Raw genomic sequence first — 18,783 nt, 5'->3', positions numbered from 1 at the left:
ACTTTTAGGGGTCACTTCACTCAGCTTGCTCTTTTACTTATGACGACGATTTTTCCCACCAATCGGAATTGGTTTCGCTAAATATTTAATTCGTTCCATAATACGTGCTGCCTTCATTTCTTCAGCCTCACCACGCTGTGTATACGTTAAATGGTGTTCCAGTTGTTTAAAATCAAAATTAGACGTAAAGAACGTCGGTAAGTTTTCTAACATACGGAATTGCAAGATTGCACCAAGCACATCGTCACGCACAAAGCTTGACATTGCTTCTGCCCCGATATCATCTAACATTAAAACTTGTACGCGTTTAACCGCATCAATCTTTTCACCAATCGAATTATCTTGAATCGAACTTTTGATTTCACGTAAAAATTCTGGGAAGTATACGAGCATCGAACTTATTTTCTTTCGAGCAAGCTCGTTCGCAATTGCTCCTAAAAGGTACGTTTTTCCTACACCAAATTTACCGTACAAATATAAACCTTGTGCTTTTTTACCTGGTTCATATGTACTTAAAAATTCATTCGCTGCACCAATTGCATCGATACGTGCATTTAAATCAGAAGGGTCTAAGTTTTCCATAGTTGCCTGTAAAATATCCGTTGGCATATATACACTTTGAACGAGTTTTTCATATTTCTTTCTCTCGTCATGTGCTACTTTTCTAACGCAGCGATCATATTGAATATCAATCATTTTCCCTTGAATAACAAGCTTTGGCTCGTACCCTTGCAGCATATTTTTACATGAACCTAAATCCGGACAATCCACGCAACCTACACTTTGTCCAATATATTCATATAGCTTCACAAGACTGCGCTCAATCATAGAAGTCGTTACTTCACCTTTATGTTCGTCTATAAATTCTTTCACACGCGGATGCGCCATTACTTCTGCCTTTAATACTTCATATCTATTTTTAAATTTTTCATTTCCCATTAATTTTGCAAATGAATTTTGAATATGCTCCATTTTCTCACCTCAAAGAGCGTTCATTCTCTTCTATTAATCACGCTTATATTTTTTTAACACTTCTTCTAATCGTTTTCGTTCATCTTCTAACGTACTTGCATCTTTTTCTACACTTACATCTTTCTTCGCCGTTTCTTTCTCTTGTTCCTTCGGCTCTTCTTCCTTAAGCCAATCTGGTACCATTTCTTTCCGTACCGTTTTCTTCGCCGTACGGCCTTTTTTCTTCGTCTCAGCCCACTCTTGATATTGACGGTTCTCTTCTTTCGCTAACTCCATCGCGTCCGCTACTGTACCAACCTTTTTACGTGCCCAATGCCCAGCAATCTTCTCGACATACGTTTTCGCAAGTTTCATATCTGAGCGTAGCATAACGTAATAAATAAGTACATTCACAACTCCTGGTGTCAATTTTTGATTAATCATGACATCTTCAACGATTTGCAAGTCCGCTTTCGTTGCCTCTGCACCACCAGAAATCTCTTTCAATAATTGTTTTGGCGAGATTTCCTCTAGCTGCTTTATTAGCATCTCCTCTTGCGATGAAGGCTCTTTCTCTTTCATCGTACGTGCAGCATGAGGCTGTACTCTTTCACTTAATACCGGTAATGCTTGACCATTTTCAAATTGATACCAATCGCGAGCTCCTTTTCTAAGCCTTTCCATATCAATTGTTTGCATCTCTGTCACCGCACCAAGAACGATATTTTGCATCGATAACACATCTACACCATACACGTAAGCAAGTGTTATAACGCAGTCTCTTACTTGATCTGTAATCGACTTTTTAGGAACAAGAGCGGACAATCCATCTACAAATAAAGAGAAATCAAAGAAATCATTCCAAACTTTCGGAGCGTCTCCCTTCTCGTTACTTGGCATAGTTGTCGTTTTTGGGATACGAAGGTCTTCTTGCGCATGCTCAAGCTGTCCTGGATTAAACGAACCAAACACATCATTGAAAGAGCGCGTAACATTTTCATAAGAAGCAAAATCAAATTCTTCTTCTAAGAAATATTGCTTTACTTGATTATATTTTGTCCGACTCAATCGATTGTATAAAAAGATACTTAAAACAATATCATCAAAAAACTGCTTTGGAGATAAAGGTGGTTGCAACTCATATATGAACATTCGAATATCTTTTTCTTTCTTAATATATACCTTCAAAAGCCCAATTGCCTCTAACTTTACTCGTTCCTCATATATTTCAGGAAGTTGCATTTGCATAGTCACCATAAGGGAATGATGTGTATTCTCTTTTCCAAATACACGATCTTGCTCTAGCTCCCCCCATAGTGTCATGTATAAGCTAAAAGCTCTACTACCTATTAACGGCTGATACAACATCGTTAATACTTTTCGGTCGTAATTATGCAGTAGCCCTTTCGCACTTACTTTATAACGATCAATCGGCAATAGCTCCATCCATGACTGTTTTTCCATTATTGCTTTTCCTTTCTCTCATCCAATCTATCCTCTACTTCATTCGTTCTATCTTCATTATATAAATTCTTAGTGAAAAAGAGCTATTAGCTTACGCTTCTAGCTCTCTTATCCTATTACTTACGGTATGTAAAGAGAATAAAATACAACTTCTACTCTCTTTCTTTTTGCAGTATATCTTTTAATTCTTCAATAAATACATTTAAATCTTTAAATTGACGATATACAGAAGCAAAGCGTACGTAAGCAACATCATCAATATCGCGAAGTTCTTCCATAACAATTTCACCAATCATATCACTTTTCACTTCTGATATACCTAAATTACGCAGTTCACGTTCCACGCTTTGTGTTACTTCTTCTAATTGTCTTAAAGATACTGGTCTTTTTTCACACGCTTTAATTAAACCACGTAAAATCTTTTCTTTATTAAACTCTTCTCGTGTGCCTTCTTTTTTTACAACGATAAGAGGTGACTCTTCTACCCTTTCAAAGGTCGTAAAGCGACTTAAGCAACTTTCACACTCTCTCCTTCTTCGAATAGAGCGCCCCTCGTCTACCGGACGCGAATCTAACACTCTTGTACCATTATGAGAACAGGATGGACAACGCAATTCATTCACTCCTTTACACTATACTCTTTATTTTTCTCTACTCACTTCACCTAAAATATATATACAATATTATATAACTCATTCTAACTCTCTTACCACTTTAAGTTTCAGCGCATCACTTTATCATCTCATCCTTAAAAATAAGATGGTATATAGGGCACTACCTCATTTGCAAGAGTACAATTTATTCAACTAACCAGTACGTTATATTACCTCTTTTTTATAAACTAAAAAAGAGGTGCATTATACACCTCTTTACATTTTAAATCAATTATGTTCTTTTTTAAAGAGCTTTTGTTTCTCTCTGCTTAATTTCGAAGCTACCAGTGCCTCGAGGAAGCTCGATGCTCTCACGCGTTTTCGCGTTTAAACCTTCTGCAATATATTCTGCAGCAACATTTGGATCAATACGATCCCCACAAGTATAAACATCAATACTCGCGTAACCGTGCTCCGGAAAGCTATGAATTGTTAAATGTGATTCCGAGATAATTACTACTCCACTTACACCTTGTGGTGCAAATTTATGGAAAGCAACCTCACGCACTTCAGCACCAGCTCTTAGTGCTGCATCCACAAATAATTGTTCAATATACGGCATGTCATTAAGCTTGTCGAAATCGCAATCCCAAAGTTCAGCGATCACGTGACGACCCATCGTATCCATAGTATCCATTCTACAGTTCCCCCTTGTAAATTTATTCTAACTGTTCGAATTGAAAACTAATTTGCAATTTGGCTTGCTCCACTACCACGGGGGAAAGTTAGTCCAGAGAGGTCCTAACCCTTTAAGTAGTGACTACGTACCTCAGCTCTTAAGTTTACGAGTGTTAGTATACTTTGTTTATTTTCATTTTGCAACAACAGTTTTCTCGATTTTCTGTCATATTTTCCTCTTTACTTTTCCCTAAAAAAAATAAACGATTCACAAATGCAGTAATCACAACGTTTCGTGGTATGTCCACTATTTAAAATATACTCATATAATTTTTTTCCTTTTCAGAAAAAAATAAAAAAAGAGGGCAAATATTGCCTTGCCCTCCCCCTTATTCACTTAAATGTGTTGCACATTTTCTTGTTTCGCTAACTCTTCAACAACTAACGTTACAAGATCTACAACACGACGAGAGTAGCCCCACTCGTTATCATACCAAGCAAGTACTTTCACTTTACGATCACCCATTACCATTGTAGATAAACCATCAATGATAGCTGAGTGTGTATTTGTATTAAAGTCGATAGATACTAAAGGCTCTTCGCTGAATTCTACAATACCTTTTAACGCACCGTTTGCAACCGTTTTGAAAGCTTCATTAATAGCTTCAACTGTCACATCACGTTTTACGTCTACTACTAAGTCAACAAGAGACACGTTTGGCGTTGGTACACGAAGTGCCATACCATGAAGTTTTCCGTTCAAGTGCGGAAGAACTTTTGCTAGCGCTTTCGCGGCACCTGTCGTTGTCGGAATGATTGATTGTCCGCAAGCACGCGCTCTTCTTAAATCTTTATGTGGGTTATCAATATTTTTTTGGTCATTTGTATAAGCGTGAACAGTCGTCATTAAACCGTTTTCAATTCCGAACTGCTCATCTAACACCTTTACAACAGGCGCTAAACAGTTTGTTGTACAAGATGCATTTGAAATAACAGTATGTTTTGTAATATCTAATTGGTCTTCATTCACACCAACTACAATTGTTACATCTTCATTTTTACCAGGCGCTGTTAAAATAACCTTTTTCGCTCCAGCTTCAACGTGAAGAATTGCTTTTTCTTTTGAATTAAATTTACCAGTTGCTTCAATTACAACTTCAACACCTAAATCTGTCCAAGGCAATTCCTTTGGATCGCGGTTGTTTAAAAGGCGAATCATTTTTCCATCAACTAATAAGTGATCTTCAAATGCTTCTACTGTTCCGTCAAACTTACCATGAACTGTATCATATTTAATTAAGTGTGCTAACGTTTCAGATGGATAGCTTGCATTGATTGCTACAATTTCGAATGCGCTTTCTTTTATTGCTTGACGAAATACCATTCTCCCAATACGTCCAAATCCATTAATTGCCACACGAGTCATAATATGTTATCCCCCTTGAATGCGTTATACTATTTATCTCCAATCCCAATAATAGTATAACACAAAAAGGAGATATGTCACTAAGCATTTTCATTAATTTCACAATTTTTTAGTCAATAATGTTCCATTTCTTTAAAATCACCTGCAATTGTGTTTTCGTTCCCATAATTGTGCCATCATTATTTATCACTTCATCTGCATTTTTCACTTTTTCCGCTAACGGCATTTGAGATTGAATACGCGCCGTTGCTTCTTCTTCGGAAAAACCATTTCGTTTCATCAAACGTTCTAATTGTGTATCAGGAGTAACTGCTACAACTAAAACACGGTCAACGAGACTTGTTAATTTACTTTCAAATAAAAGAGGGATATCTAACACAATCGCTTGCATACTTTCTTTTATGTACATTTCCTTTTGTCTATTCATTTCCTCACGTACTGCAGGATGAACAATTTTGTTTAACTGCAATCGTTTTTCTTCATTATAGAAAACGACACTCCCTAATTTCGGCCGATCCAGTTCTCCGTCTTTTTGCAACACTTCCGTTCCAAATACTTCTACTATTTTGTTATATGCTGGTTTTCCTCGCTCTACAACTTCTCGCGCAATAATATCTGCATCAATAACTGGTATGCTCAATTCACGAAACATTTGAGACACTGTACTTTTTCCACTTGCAATGCCTCCTGTTAATCCAATTACTACTGTCATCATAATCCTCCTCATAATAAAAGGCGCGAAACTAATGTTCCACGCCCATACTTACATTTTCCAAATTCCAATAATAATGAGTAATACTCCAGGCAGGAATGTAAATTTTTGTAACCACTTCATATTCGATAAAACCGTCCCAAGTTTCATTCCAATAAACAAAAACAAAGAACTCATAACTGCAACTAATATCGCCATCATAGCGGGTGCATACCCTAATAAAGATGCACCAATTCCGGCACCAAATGAATCTACAGAAAGAGCGATACCAAGAAGTAATGCTTCTCCTGCAGAAATGGTGCCTGATTTATCAAAATCTGCTACAGTCGGTTTCCGTAAAATTTGAATTACTAGCCCTAGCGAGGCAATCTCTAATTTCCAGACCTTCTCCTCTTGCTTCGGTTCTTCTTTTTTCTCACTTCGAAAAAATTGATATAACACCCAAATCCCTATTCCAATAAGAACAAGCCCACCGATACGCGTTGCGATAACAGGTGAAAATATTTTCGCGATCATATGTCCAATTCCCATTGAAACAAGCATAACAGCCGCTGAACAGATTCCGATAATTATAATTGATTTTAGTGGAATTCTTACGCTTCTTAACCCATATGTTAGCCCTACACTACAGCTATCTAAGCTTAATGTAAAAGCTAATAAAATAAGAGATAAATAAAGGTACATCGGTAAGCTCCTCCCTTATACATAGCTCTGCTGTATGTATATGACAAATGCCTATCCGATGTTATCTCTTTTCTATATTCTAGGCTGACAAATTGGGCAGTAATGCGTTCCTCGCCCGCCAACTACTGTTTTTTCTAATATCGTACCACAAGTTACACACGGCTCTCCTTTTTTTCCATATACATTTAGGAGTTCTTGGAATGAACCAATTTGCCCTTGTGAGTTGATATACGTCCGAATTGTACTTCCGCCACGTTTTACCGCTTCACCTAACGTTGTAACGGTAGCCTCATAAATCCGCTCAATTTCTTCTACTGTTAAAGAAGAAGCTTCCCGTTCCGGATGAATTTGAGAACGGAATAAAACTTCATCAACATATATATTTCCAAGCCCTACTAAAAGACGCTGGTCCAATAGCACAACTTTTATTTTACGATTTGTCTTTTGCAATCTTTCTTGTAAATACTGCGGTGTCAATTCAGCATCAAACGGCTCCGGACCTAAGTCAGCAAGAGGCATTTGATTCATCTCTTCACCTTTCTTAAAGAGATGCATCGTACCAAACTTTCTCACATCTTTATAATGTAATTCAGTTCCATCTGTAAATAAGAAACGGACGTGCGTATGTTTATCAATCGGCTCATCCTCTTGATGTAGTAAAAACTTACCTTCCATACGCAAATGTGAAACAATAACATAATTTGTTACATATAGAAGCAAAAACTTTCCTCTTCGCTTTATATTTTCAATCTTCTCGCCTTTTAGCATTTCTTTAAAGATTTCTGCATCATCCGGTCGTTTCACTATTTTTGGATAAGTAACAATAACATCTTCAATCGTTTTTCCTGTTACAAGATTTTCAAGTGTCCGTCTGACGTTTTCAACCTCTGGTAATTCAGGCATTTCATCACTTCCTTATTTTGCGTCGTACCAAGTTGGACCGTAAGAATAATCAACTTTCAGCGGAACTGCGAGTTCAATTGCATGCTCCATTACTTCAGGTACAAGCTGCTCTAATTTTTCAATTTCTTCTTTTGGTGCTTCAAATATTAATTCATCGTGTACTTGTAGAAGAAGACGCGCTTGTAAGCCTTCTTCTTCTAAACGATCTGCCATAATAATCATCGCTTTTTTAATAATATCTGCTGCAGTACCTTGAATTGGTGTATTCATCGCTGTACGCTCAGCAAAGCTACGTAAATTGAAATTACGACTCGTAATTTCTGGAATATAACGGCGACGATTTAATAATGTGGCCACATATCCTTTTTGTTTCGCATCTTTTACGATGTCCTCCATGTATTCTTGTACACCAGGGAAACTTTCTAAATACTTTTCAATAAATTCCGCTGCTGCTTTTCTTGTAATCCCTAAGTTTTGCGAAAGACCATAATCACTAATACCATACACAATTCCGAAGTTAACAGCTTTCGCTTGTCGTCTCATATTTGAAGTTACTTCATCTTTTTCAACGCCAAATACATCCATAGCTGTTTTCGTATGAATATCCATGTCATGTTGGAATGCTTCAACTAGCCCTTTATCATTTGCAATATGAGCTAATACACGCAGCTCGATTTGTGAATAATCAGCCGCATACATAATCCAACCTTCTTCTGATGGAACAAATGCCTGACGAATCTTTCTTCCTTCTTCTAATCGAATCGGGATATTTTGCAAGTTCGGATCCGTCGAACTTAATCGACCTGTTTGTGTTAACACTTGATTAAAACGAGTATGAATTTTAGATGAATCTTCATGTACAACTTTCAGTAAACCTTCAATGTAAGTTGAATTTAGTTTCCCTAATTGACGATAATGTAAAATGTTTGGAATAATTTCATGGTGATCCATAAGCTTATCTAGTACATCAGCTGACGTAGAATAACCTGTTTTCGTCTTTTTAATAACCGGTAAGTTTAAATTCTCAAACAGAATAACACCAAGCTGCTTCGGTGAATTAATATTAAATTCTGTTCCCGCAAGCTTATAAATTTCCTGTTCCATTTCCTTTAATCTGCCTGCAAGTTCTTCTCCCATATTACGAAGACGCTCTGTATCAACTTTTACACCTTTTACTTCCATATCAGCTAATACACGCGCAAGTGGTAATTCTAACTCTGTAAACAGTTCATATTGCTCATTCTTCTCTAACTCTTCAACGAATGTTTGCTTTACATCATATAATACATGCACTTTACGAGCTACATGCTCCGCTACTACTTTTAACTCTGGAACAGCACGCTTCGCGCCTTTTCCATAAACTTCTTCGTCAGATTTCACAGCATGCGTTTCTTTCATTTTCGCTACAGTACGGAAATCTTTATCTGTATCAGCCGGATCAAGTAAATAAGCAGCGATTAATAGATCAAAGTCAACCCCTTGTATATCTATACCGTTCCATTTCAGTGCAACGATTGCACGCTTCGCATCAAATGTATGCTTTCTCATCTCTCCATCTGCAAGCCAGTCTTTAAATGCATCTGACTTAAGAGCAATGTCCTTTTGAATAAAGTAGCAACCATTTTCATTTTGAATACCAAAACCTTGAATATCTGCTTTATGATAGTTATCTTCTTGTACTTCAACAATAAGCGCACTATCTTGCTGAAGCATTTCTTCGGTAACTTCTTCCACAATATCAAATGTAATATCATCTAATTCAGCTGGAGCCGTTTCTTCTGGCGTAACACCTAATTTATTTAAAAGAGATGTAAATCCTAAACTCTCGAACATTGGAACGACATCACTTGCTTCATATCCTTTATATTCCATATCATCCACATGCACTGTAATCGGCGCATCTGTAATGATAGTTGCAAGATCTTTACTCATAAGAGCTTGGTCTTTATTTGCTTCCAGTTTTTCTTTTAATTTCTTCCCGCTTACTTGATCTAGATTGTCATACACTTCTTCAACCGTTCCAAACTGTGTTAACAATTTAATCGCAGTTTTTTCACCAACTCCTGGTACACCCGGAATATTATCTGATTGGTCTCCCATTAAACCTTTCATATCGATAATTTGCTTTGGTGATAAGCTATATTTCTCAAATAAAGCTTCTTTCGTATATTCATCTACTTCCGTAATCCCTTTTCGCGGAATACATACAAGCGTGTTATCAGAAACAAGTTGAAGTAAATCTTTATCTCCTGAAATAACTTTTACACTTGCTCCTTGTTCGCTTGCTTCTTTTGCTAGCGTTCCCATAATATCATCCGCTTCATAATTTTCCAATTCATAACGCGGTACGTTGAATGCATCAAGCATCTCACGAATAAACGGGAATTGTTCTGATAATTCAGGTGGGGTCTTTTGACGTCCGCCTTTATACTCACTATATGTTTTATGACGGAATGTCGTTTTACCCGCATCAAATGCTACTAACATATGCGTCGGTTTTTCTTCCTCTAATATTCTCATTAACATCATTGTAAAACCGTAAATTGCGTTCGTATGTATACCTTTGTCGTTATTTAAAAGCGGTAGTGCAAAGAAAGCACGATACGCGATATTATTACCATCTACTAATACGACCTTTTTTTCCAAATCAGAAACCTCCCCATGCAAATTTGAAATGATTTTTTTCACAGAAAAAAACCGTTCCTTTCCTCTCTCTATATTAACATGACTAATAGAGAGAAGAAAAATAACGGTTCTTTTCTTTCATATATAAAACAGACTTATATTGGCATAAAGGGAAGTGACGAGAACAGTTTAACTATTCTCGTCCAAAATTACTCCTTGGATGAAGGGGTTTTCATGTATTATATTAACAGAGCTTTATTAATATTTAATTAAGACATTGTTAATATATTGTAAACATCCTTCATCCTATTTTTCAGTTGCTGATTTCGGTAAAACAACTGTAAACGTTGTCCCTTCTCCAACTTCACTATCTACTGTAATCGTACCTTGATGCGCCTCTACTAAATGCTTTACAATTGATAATCCAAGGCCTGTACCACCAGTATTTCTACTTCTCGCTTTATCCACTCGGTAAAAGCGTTCAAAAATACGCGGAATTTCCTCTTTACTAATACCAATTCCAGTATCCGATACTTTTATATAAGCATTATATTTATCTTCCGCTAACTCTACTGAAACAACGCCTCCAGCCGGTGTATATACGATCGCGTTATTAATTAAATTAATAAAGATTTGTTTCAGACGACTTGGATCTCCAATAACAGAGGCACGTTTTAATACATTCACTTGTAAAGAGATTTCTTTTTCTCCTGCTTTATTATCAAGCACCATATGAATATCTTCAAGCAGCCCCTTCATATCAACGGTTCCCATATTTAATTTAAATCCTTGTTGTTCGATCTTTGACAAATCTAATAAATCTTCAATTAACCCTTGCATGCGCTCACTTTCTTTTAAAATAATGTGCAAGAAATGTTCGCAGAATTTTTTATTATCCATCGCTCCGTCTAAGAGTGTTTCTGAAAAACCTTTAATAGAAGTAATCGGTGTCTTTAATTCATGAGAAACATTCGCTAAAAAGTCTTTTCTCATTTGTTCTAATTTCTTTAACTCTGTTATGTCATGGAATACGAGAACAATCCCTTTCCATTCATGGTTTGTCCCGATAATCGGTGCTCCATATACTTCAAAGTGCTTCCGCTCAATTCCAAGTGGCAATAACATTTGTTTACGCACTTTCACTTCTGTCATAAAGATTTCTTCTACAAGCTCAATAATTTCTGTATGATGAAACGATTCATAATATAAGCGATCTAAATATTCTTCATCTGTTACGTGAAAAGTTTCCTTATAAGAGCGGTTTACAAGGTTTATATATCCGCGGCTATCAATTAAAATCATTCCGCTTCCCATATTTTCAATTAACGTATGCAGACGATCTTGCTGCATTTCTTGTTCCAGTGTCATCTCTTGTAAGTTACGAGCTAAAATATTAATTGCTTTACTCAGCATTCCTGTTTCGTCCGAATGACTTTCGTATGCACGTGCTTTATAATTACCCTTCGCCAATTCAATTGCAACTTTCGTAACTGATTCAATCGGCCTAATATATTGCCCTGTAATTTTCATACCTAAAAATACAACTACGAGACAAGCAATGACAAATCCGATAATTAATAATCCCCACGTTTTTTGATGTACGTCTCTTAAAGGATCGATTGTACTTTTCACCAAAATGTATCCTTGTTTTCCTTCTACATCTTGAACGAACACCGTATGATAAAATTGATTCTTTCGATCTGTCTCTTTCGTAATCACTTTACTTCGTTGTTTTGCCACTTCCGAAGAAAGTTCTTGAATCGTCTCTGGACTAAATGCCAATTCTTGTCCTTTTCTATATTGAACTTTCTTTTTTTCATTCACAAATACGATAGAAGCTGGTATTTTTTCTTCTAACTTTTCAAATACGTATGGATTTTTTAGGACCTTATCAAAACCTTGCTCTTCTGCTAACGCCGCAACATACTCCGTCTCTTTTACCATTCTCTCTTTAGCATGATCTATATAGTAGTTTTCAAACACAGTTTCTAGCAATAAGCCTAGTCCAACTAAAATAAATACAATAAGAGAAACAAATGTAAAAAGAAGCCTGGAACGAAATTTATTCATTCCCTTTTGGCTCCTCTAATTTATATCCTAAACCACGTATCGTTTTAATGTACGTCGGTTTTTTCGTATTTTGTTCAATTTTATCGCGCAAATGGCTAATATGAACATCAACAATTCGTGTATCACCAGCAAAATCGTAATTCCATACAGCACTTAATAATTGATCACGCGTCAACACGCGACTTTTATTTTTCGCGAGATACACAAGTAGTTCAAATTCTTTTGGTGTTAATTCAAGCTTTCTTCCTTGGAAATAAGCCTCATAAAACTCCGGTAAAATTTTAAGTTCTGCAATTGTAATGCTATCTTCATCTGGCGCTTCTGCAACTTGTTCTTCTTGTTGTAATTTCGTGCGGCGCAAAATTGCCTTCACACGAGCAACAACTTCTCTTGGACTAAATGGCTTCGTCATATAATCATCTGCCCCAAGTTCAAGACCTAGCACCTTATCAAACTCATCATCTTTTGCCGTTAACATTAAAATCGGCGTCATAACGCGCTGCAATCGTAATTCTTTACACACTTCCATACCATCCATTTTCGGAAGCATTAAATCTAATATAATTAAATCTGGGCGTTCTGTTGTCGCTTTTTGAAGCGCCATTTCTCCATCCATCGCTGTTATAACTTCAAACCCAGCTTGTTGTAAATTAAATTCAATTAAAGTTAAGATAAATTCCTCATCATCAACTACTAAAATACGATTGTTCATTCTTTTCCTCCAAGTTATAGACTTGAAACCTTCTTCATCCTAGTATTTCCCCCGTTATTCTCATCATACTAGAAAACAAGGTCCCTCTCAATATAATTGTCTATTCATGGAGATCGTTTGTGTAGAATTGAGAAAGTAGACGTAATTACGCTTCACCTGCAACTACACAGGATTTTGCCAAACTTTATAGATTGCTCTCTCTTCTTTAAAGCTCACTTCCGTATGAACTATAAAGTGAAACTTTAATCAGTGGGGCTTTTACGGGCAGTTGATTCCCGACCTAACTTCTTTGCTTTCGCTGAATTTTGAGGTGGGATCTTACTGCCCGTTAATGCGGGATAAAATCTTGATTTTGTGCTAGGAAAAACGAAAGAGCATACGCTATTTTATAATCTAGCGTTTCATATCCATCAAATAATCTCCCGTACATTTCATTCGCGATCGAATCGGCCCACACTTCAGCTTCTCGTATCGTTTCAAAGATAACTTCTTCTTTTTTCCACCTCACCTAAAAGAATCACTCCTTTCATTGACTTCAATTACCGATAGTTATATCGTTAATCTTAATATATAAATTAACACAATCAGGAGGTCTATTATGCGACTAATACTACCCATTCTATCTTTAGCAGTCACATGTATCCTTACTTTCAACGCTCCGAGCTGGGATACGATTAAAACGGGTTGCTCAGAATTTGCTGAAGGGTTCAAAGAAGGATTCTTCAACTAAAAATAGCGCTAGCATCCTTATTCAAGGTATGCTAGCGCTATTCATATTTTCATCTTTTAAAAATTATCTAATGCTTTTTCCATAATGGAAACAGATTTATAAGGTGGCGTTACTGTTAATGAACCCTTTACAACAGTTTCTCCTTTTTCATCATGAGCAGATACAAGCATATCAATTGTATGTTCCTCCTCAGAAACAGCCACAACTTCAAAGTGGATTTGTAACGTTTCATAATGGTGAACATGCTTCACGAACGTAAGGTCCTTCCTAGTAATATGACTTCCTGGACCCGGTAAATATTTCGTAACTGCCGTTGTAATCATTCCCGTTAGCATAATGCTTGGTACAATCGGCTTTTCATACGGAGTTTGGGATGCGTAATCATGCTGAATATATAATGGATTGGCATCATTCGTTAACCCTAAGTACAATAACAAATCTTTATCCTCAATTTTTTCAGTGATAGATAATTTCTCTCCTACTGTAATTTCATCCATTTTACGACCAATTTGAACTTTTTTCTTTAACATGTTACAACCCCCTCCGATTTTTTCACCTTATTATCCTACTAAAAGCGATACCTTATCCGAAATTTACTATGATGAGGGCAATGTATAGTATAAATCTACAGTTTCATTATAGGATATTACAAATGATAGCGTTTTCATATTATTTCAAAAAAACAATTCGGTAAATAGTAGAAAAAGATTCGGAATCCCGAATCTTTTTCACTACTATTCAATTATTAAACAAGAACTTTCATTACGTTACGTACAGATTCTACAGAGCGATCTAACGCTTCTTTTTCATCTGCAAGAAGTTCTAATTCAATAATTTTTTCAATTCCGTTACCACCTAGAATTACTGGTACCCCTAAGTAAAGGTCACTATAACCATACTCACCTTCAAGGTACGCAATAGCTGGTAATACACGGCGTTGATCTTTTAAGATTGCTTCTGTCATTTCAACTAAAGAAGCTGCTGGTGCGTAATATGCACTACCGTTTCCTAATAAGCCTACAATCTCACCGCCACCTTTACGTGTACGTTCTACGATTGCTTCTAAACGCTCTTTCGGAATTAACGTTTCTAACGGAATACCGCCTGCATAAGAATAACGCACAAGAGGTACCATGTCGTCACCATGTCCACCAAGAACAAATCCTGTAATGTCTTTTACAGAAAGATTTAATTCTTGTGCGATGAATGTACGGAAACGAGCTGTATCTAATACGCCCGATTGGCCGATTACACGCTCTTTCGGGAATCCTGCTTCTTTAAATACAGAATATGTCATTGCATCAACTGGATTTGTTAACACAACAATAATTGCATTTGGTGAATGTTTTGCAATGTCGCGCGTAATACTTTTCATAATTTTAGAGTTCGTTGCTACTAAGTCATCACGGCTCATACCAGGCTTACGTGCAATACCTGCTGTAATAACGACAACGTCAGAATCAGCAGTATCTGCGTAATCAGATGTTCCAATAATGTTAGCATCAAAACCTTGTACTGGGCTCGCTTCTAACATATCTAACGCTTTCCCTTTTGTTGGATTTTCCAGTTGTGGAATGTCCACTAATACAACATCTGCAAGTTCTTTTTGTGCTAATAAGAATGCCGTTGTTGCTCCTGTAAATCCTGCACCGATGACTGAAACCTTCTTGCGTTTGATTGTCATAATTTACCCCCCGCTTTAATTATGCGTTTTTGATTATCGCTACATCCATGTTTTTAATAAGCTCATTAGCAAACTCAGAACATTTCACTTCTGTTGCGCCTTCCATTAGGCGAGCGAAGTCATATGTTACTACTTTTGATGCAATTGTTTTCTCAACTGAATCTGTTACTAATTTCGCAGCTTCGTTCCATCCTAAGTGTTCTAATAATAATACACCTGAAAGAAGAACTGAAGATGGGTTTACTTTATCTAAACCTGCATATTTTGGAGCTGTACCATGTGTAGCTTCAAAGATAGCATGTCCAGTCACATAGTTAATGTTTGCACCAGGTGCAATACCAATTCCACCTACTTGTGCAGCAAGTGCATCAGAGATATAGTCACCATTTAAGTTCATTGTTGCAACAACATCGAACTCACGTGGACGAGTTAAAATTTGTTGTAAGAAGATGTCTGCAATAGAATCTTTTACGATGATTTTTCCAGCCACTTCAGCGTCTGCCATCGCTTTATTCGCTGCATCTTTACCATCTTTTTCAACAATGCGATCATATTCAGCCCAAGTAAATACTTTGTCGCCGAATTCTTGTTCCGCTACTTCGTAACCCCAGTTTTTGAAAGCACCTTCTGTAAATTTCATAATGTTTCCTTTATGAACTAATGTAACAGAAGAGCGTTTTTCGTTAATTGCATATTGAATTGCAGCACGAACAAGACGCTTTGTCCCTTCTTCTGAGATTGGTTTAATACCAATACCAGATGTTTCTGGGAAGCGGATTTTATTAACACCCATTGCTTCTTTTAAGAAAGCAAGAACTTTTTCTGCTTCTGGAGATCCTTGTGCATATTCAATTCCAGCATAAATGTCTTCTGTATTTTCACGGAAAATAACCATATCAGTATCTTCCGGACGTTTTACAGGTGAAGGAACACCTTCAAAATAACGAACTGGACGTAGACATACATATAGATCTAATTCTTGACGAAGTGCTACGTTTAGAGAACGAATACCACCGCCAACTGGAGTTGTAAGTGGACCTTTAATTGCGATTAAATATTCGCGGATTAAATTTAAAGTCTCTTCTGGTAACCACTCGCCTGTTTGGTTGAATGCTTTTTCCCCTGCAAGCACTTCTTTCCAAACGATTTTCTTCTCACCATCATAAGCTTTTTCAACTGCTGCTTCTATTACGCGAGATGCAGCTGCCCAAATATCAGGACCAATTCCATCTCCTTCAATAAATGGAATAATCGGATTGTTTGGTACATTCATAACACCATTAGTTACAGTAATTTTTTCACCTGTCGTCAATGTGATAACCCCCATGTTTGAAATTTCATATGTATGAAACTGAGGGAATAACCCCTCAGTTCAAACCGTTAGTCAAATTAAAATATTCTAATCATTACATCTTTCCGAAAAAATCAGACTTTTGAAAGCGTATTTTCACTATCAAAATAGTGTTTTTTGCTTATCTTTGTGCGATTGGAACATACACTTGATGCGTTGGTCCATTATAATCAGCACGTGGACGGATTAAACGGTTATTTTCATATTGTTCTAGAATATGAGCTAACCAGCCTGACATACGGCTAATTGCAAAAATAGGTGTAAATAAGTCATGGTCAATTCCTAAACAATGGTATACAGAAGCTGAATAGAAATCAACATTTGGTGGAAGACCTTTTTCTTTTGTTACAATGTCTTCAATTTTGATAGACATATTATACCATTTGTCTTCTCCTAAAAGCACGCATAATCTCTTAGACATTTCACGTAAGTGTTTTGCACGTGGATCACCCTGCTCATACACACGGTGGCCAAAGCCCATGATTTTCACTTTATTTTGAAGAGCATTATGAATATATGATTCTACATTTTCTTCTTCGCCAATTTCAGTTAACATCTTCATTACATTTTCATTTGCCCCACCGTGAAGAGGACCTTTTAATGCACCAATTGCTGCTGTAATACCAGAATATACATCTGAAAGTGTAGCTACGCAAACACGTGCAGTAAATGTAGAAGCGTTTAACTCATGATCTGCATGAAGTACAAGCGCCTTATCAAAAGCTTCAATTTCAACTTCATTTGGCTCGCGATCATTTAACATGTACAAGAAGTTTGCAGCTAATGATAAATCCTTTCTTGGCTCAACAATATCTAAACCTTTACGGATTCTCGCGTAAGCAGCAACTAAAGTTCCCACTTGAGCCTGTAATTTAACCGCTTTCAAATAATTAGACTTTTCATCCATAATTTCAGCGCTCTCATCGTATAATGATAGCATGGAAATTGCAGTTCGTAAAACAGACATCGGATGTGCAATTTTTAAATCTACTTGTTTCAAATATGTTAAAATCTCACCTGGAACTTTATAGTATTCAGATACAATTTCATTAAATTCCGCTAGTTCTTTTTCATTAGGAAGCTTGCGGTGCCATAATAAGTACACTACTTCTTCAAACGTAGCATTCTCAGCTAAATCATCAATATTATACCCAACATAAGTTAATGTATCATCAATAATAGAGCTCACAGATGATGTTGTTGCTACTACCCCTTCTAAACCTCGAATAACAGTCATGACATTCTCTCCTTTTCCTGAAAATTCTCCCAACCTTGCTCCTTATATCTATTTGCTCCCCTTATGAATTATGAACGCCCGTTCACTCTTTAGGCAAGCAAAATGCACGATCATGCAAATTTGTTGCGATGTTCCCCTCTTATTGTCCATGGTTTACATGGAAAGCATGAGCGTGAATGTCTCCCCGAATCCTCACGCTCAAAACAACAAGTTAGTGAGGAAAATACATTCCGAAGAGTTTTATGATAAAAACAACATAAAACAATATCATTATAAAATTGTTTTATGTTGTTTTTATTTTATCTGGTGTAAAGTCTCTGCTGTTATGTAACTTTTCAAAGTTTCCATTTGTTTTATGTTGTTTTTATTTTATCTGGTGTAAAGTCTCTGCTGTTATGTAACTTTTCAAAGTTTCTAATCCTATTATAAACAATTATCTGACTTTTGTGAACAGAAAGAATTCAAAAATTTTATATTACTATAAAATTCCTTATTTAAACATTTGTATAATACTCATAACCGCATAGGCAATTCCAGCCCCAATTAACGGACCAACAGCAACCCCATTAAATAACGCAACCGCTATAATTGTCCCAAAAACAAGCGCAGTTGTAATATGAGGATCCGTTGTCAACAATTGCACGCCGCCTTTCGCTAACAAAGCGACTGCTACACCTGAAGCTAAAGCAATCCACGCATAATACGATTTCGCCGCTTCTCCAAGTTGTTTAAAACCTATTTCCCCCGTCGCAATCGGTACTAGCACCGCTATTGTAATGACCGTTACACCTAGGTTAATTCCTTTCGTTTGTAAATAAGGAAAGACCTTATCTCCTAAAAACGTAAATTTTAATAGAAATAACACCCCAATAGCTACAGTAAGCGATTGGTTTTTAGCAATAAGTCCTATAATAAGTAGTATGAATAAAAATAACGTTGACTGACTAATCATGTTTACACTTC

18 protein-coding genes are annotated in these 18,783 nt (G+C 36.5%); 1 reads left to right on the top strand and 17 read right to left on the bottom strand.

What is annotated here, in order from left to right; all coding sequences use genetic code 11:
• Nucleotides 1-33: 33 nt before the first annotated feature.
• The 12 genes from dnaI to DN403_RS07290 all read right to left on the bottom strand — a co-directional run bounded on the left by dnaI (nt 34) and on the right by DN403_RS07290 (nt 13,326).
• Entirely contained in the window at nt 34-972 is a 939-nt protein-coding gene (dnaI, locus tag DN403_RS07345) for a primosomal protein DnaI (RefSeq protein ID WP_000400117.1), read from the bottom strand.
• Nucleotides 973-1,005: 33 nt separating this feature from the next.
• Entirely contained in the window at nt 1,006-2,415 is a 1,410-nt protein-coding gene (locus DN403_RS07340; RefSeq protein ID WP_000415031.1) for a replication initiation and membrane attachment family protein, read from the bottom strand.
• A 152-nt stretch (nt 2,416-2,567) separates the two neighbouring features.
• Nucleotides 2,568-3,029, bottom strand: a complete 462-nt coding sequence (nrdR, locus tag DN403_RS07335; protein WP_001203687.1) for a transcriptional regulator NrdR — start codon at nt 3,027-3,029, stop codon at nt 2,568-2,570.
• A 283-nt stretch (nt 3,030-3,312) separates the two neighbouring features.
• A complete protein-coding gene (gene speD, locus DN403_RS07330; RefSeq protein ID WP_002003660.1) occupies nt 3,313-3,696 on the bottom strand; it encodes an adenosylmethionine decarboxylase in 384 nt (127 codons plus the stop codon).
• 387 nt (nt 3,697-4,083) lie between these two features.
• On the bottom strand, nt 4,084-5,112 hold the full coding sequence (locus DN403_RS07325; RefSeq protein WP_000198979.1) for a glyceraldehyde-3-phosphate dehydrogenase: 1,029 nt from the start codon (nt 5,110-5,112) through the stop codon (nt 4,084-4,086).
• A 109-nt stretch (nt 5,113-5,221) separates the two neighbouring features.
• On the bottom strand, nt 5,222-5,824 hold the full coding sequence (gene coaE, locus DN403_RS07320) for a dephospho-CoA kinase (protein WP_000219323.1): 603 nt from the start codon (nt 5,822-5,824) through the stop codon (nt 5,222-5,224).
• A gap of 51 nt (nt 5,825-5,875) precedes the next feature.
• Nucleotides 5,876-6,508, bottom strand: coding sequence for a sporulation membrane protein YtaF (gene ytaF, locus DN403_RS07315; protein ID WP_000281729.1), 633 nt, complete (start codon nt 6,506-6,508; stop codon nt 5,876-5,878).
• A 72-nt stretch (nt 6,509-6,580) separates the two neighbouring features.
• Nucleotides 6,581-7,411: a DNA-formamidopyrimidine glycosylase gene (gene mutM, locus DN403_RS07310; protein ID WP_001114475.1), complete on the bottom strand. Its 831-nt coding sequence runs from the start codon at nt 7,409-7,411 to the stop codon at nt 6,581-6,583.
• 12 nt (nt 7,412-7,423) lie between these two features.
• Nucleotides 7,424-10,057: a DNA polymerase I gene (gene polA, locus DN403_RS07305; RefSeq protein WP_000412808.1), complete on the bottom strand. Its 2,634-nt coding sequence runs from the start codon at nt 10,055-10,057 to the stop codon at nt 7,424-7,426.
• A gap of 285 nt (nt 10,058-10,342) precedes the next feature.
• On the bottom strand, nt 10,343-12,106 hold the full coding sequence (phoR, locus tag DN403_RS07300; protein WP_001032097.1) for a sensory box histidine kinase PhoR: 1,764 nt from the start codon (nt 12,104-12,106) through the stop codon (nt 10,343-10,345).
• Nucleotides 12,099-12,818, bottom strand: a complete 720-nt coding sequence (gene phoP / locus DN403_RS07295) for a two-component system response regulator PhoP (protein WP_001065220.1) — start codon at nt 12,816-12,818, stop codon at nt 12,099-12,101. The genes phoR and phoP overlap by 8 nt, the downstream gene beginning before the upstream one ends.
• Before the next feature lie 328 nt (nt 12,819-13,146).
• Nucleotides 13,147-13,326, bottom strand: coding sequence for a hypothetical protein (locus tag DN403_RS07290; protein ID WP_001267360.1), 180 nt, complete (start codon nt 13,324-13,326; stop codon nt 13,147-13,149).
• Between the two features lie 90 nt (nt 13,327-13,416).
• Between DN403_RS07290 and DN403_RS31675 the strand changes: the two genes are divergently transcribed.
• The gene (locus DN403_RS31675) at nt 13,417-13,548 is read left to right on the top strand and encodes a hypothetical protein (RefSeq protein ID WP_001237013.1); all 132 of its coding nucleotides are present in this window, start codon (nt 13,417-13,419) and stop codon (nt 13,546-13,548) included.
• Nucleotides 13,549-13,604: 56 nt separating this feature from the next.
• Here DN403_RS31675 and DN403_RS07285 read toward each other — a convergent pair whose 3' ends face one another.
• The 5 genes from DN403_RS07285 to DN403_RS07260 all read right to left on the bottom strand — a co-directional run bounded on the left by DN403_RS07285 (nt 13,605) and on the right by DN403_RS07260 (nt 18,772).
• The gene (locus DN403_RS07285; protein WP_000914181.1) at nt 13,605-14,078 is read right to left on the bottom strand and encodes a MaoC family dehydratase; all 474 of its coding nucleotides are present in this window, start codon (nt 14,076-14,078) and stop codon (nt 13,605-13,607) included.
• Nucleotides 14,079-14,293: 215 nt separating this feature from the next.
• Nucleotides 14,294-15,232: a malate dehydrogenase gene (mdh, locus tag DN403_RS07280; RefSeq protein WP_000153232.1), complete on the bottom strand. Its 939-nt coding sequence runs from the start codon at nt 15,230-15,232 to the stop codon at nt 14,294-14,296.
• A gap of 19 nt (nt 15,233-15,251) precedes the next feature.
• A complete protein-coding gene (icd, locus tag DN403_RS07275) occupies nt 15,252-16,544 on the bottom strand; it encodes an NADP-dependent isocitrate dehydrogenase (RefSeq protein WP_000206893.1) in 1,293 nt (430 codons plus the stop codon).
• A 160-nt stretch (nt 16,545-16,704) separates the two neighbouring features.
• Nucleotides 16,705-17,853, bottom strand: a complete 1,149-nt coding sequence (citZ, locus tag DN403_RS07270) for a citrate synthase (protein WP_000503651.1) — start codon at nt 17,851-17,853, stop codon at nt 16,705-16,707.
• 457 nt (nt 17,854-18,310) lie between these two features.
• Entirely contained in the window at nt 18,311-18,772 is a 462-nt protein-coding gene (locus tag DN403_RS07260; RefSeq protein WP_000625507.1) for a DUF441 domain-containing protein, read from the bottom strand.
• Nucleotides 18,773-18,783 lie beyond the last annotated feature (11 nt).

The organism is Bacillus sp. AY2-1 (assembly GCF_008368965.1).
Lineage (GTDB): Bacteria > Bacillota > Bacilli > Bacillales > Bacillaceae_G > Bacillus_A > Bacillus_A thuringiensis_S.
The sequence above is the reverse complement of the archived record's forward strand: the minus strand, read 5'-3'. Positions and strand labels throughout refer to the sequence as shown.

Bases quoted from the DNA above. Each gene is read 5' to 3' on its own strand.
- dnaI (WP_000400117.1), bottom strand. From the start codon at position 972: ATGGAGCATATTCAAAATTCATTTGCAAAATTAATGGGAAATGAAAAA.
- DN403_RS07340 (WP_000415031.1), bottom strand. From the start codon at position 2,415: ATGGAAAAACAGTCATGGATGGAGCTATTGCCGATTGATCGTTATAAA.
- speD (WP_002003660.1), bottom strand. From the start codon at position 3,696: ATGGATACGATGGGTCGTCACGTGATCGCTGAACTTTGGGATTGCGAT.
- DN403_RS07325 (WP_000198979.1), bottom strand. From the start codon at position 5,112: ATGACTCGTGTGGCAATTAATGGATTTGGACGTATTGGGAGAATGGTA.
- coaE (WP_000219323.1), bottom strand. From the start codon at position 5,824: ATGACAGTAGTAATTGGATTAACAGGAGGCATTGCAAGTGGAAAAAGT.
- ytaF (WP_000281729.1), bottom strand. From the start codon at position 6,508: ATGTACCTTTATTTATCTCTTATTTTATTAGCTTTTACATTAAGCTTA.
- mutM (WP_001114475.1), bottom strand. From the start codon at position 7,411: ATGCCTGAATTACCAGAGGTTGAAAACGTCAGACGGACACTTGAAAAT.
- phoR (WP_001032097.1), bottom strand. From the start codon at position 12,106: ATGAATAAATTTCGTTCCAGGCTTCTTTTTACATTTGTTTCTCTTATT.
- phoP (WP_001065220.1), bottom strand. From the start codon at position 12,818: ATGAACAATCGTATTTTAGTAGTTGATGATGAGGAATTTATCTTAACT.
- DN403_RS31675 (WP_001237013.1), top strand. From the start codon at position 13,417: ATGCGACTAATACTACCCATTCTATCTTTAGCAGTCACATGTATCCTT.
- DN403_RS07285 (WP_000914181.1), bottom strand. From the start codon at position 14,078: ATGTTAAAGAAAAAAGTTCAAATTGGTCGTAAAATGGATGAAATTACA.
- mdh (WP_000153232.1), bottom strand. From the start codon at position 15,232: ATGACAATCAAACGCAAGAAGGTTTCAGTCATCGGTGCAGGATTTACA.
- DN403_RS07260 (WP_000625507.1), bottom strand. From the start codon at position 18,772: ATGATTAGTCAGTCAACGTTATTTTTATTCATACTACTTATTATAGGA.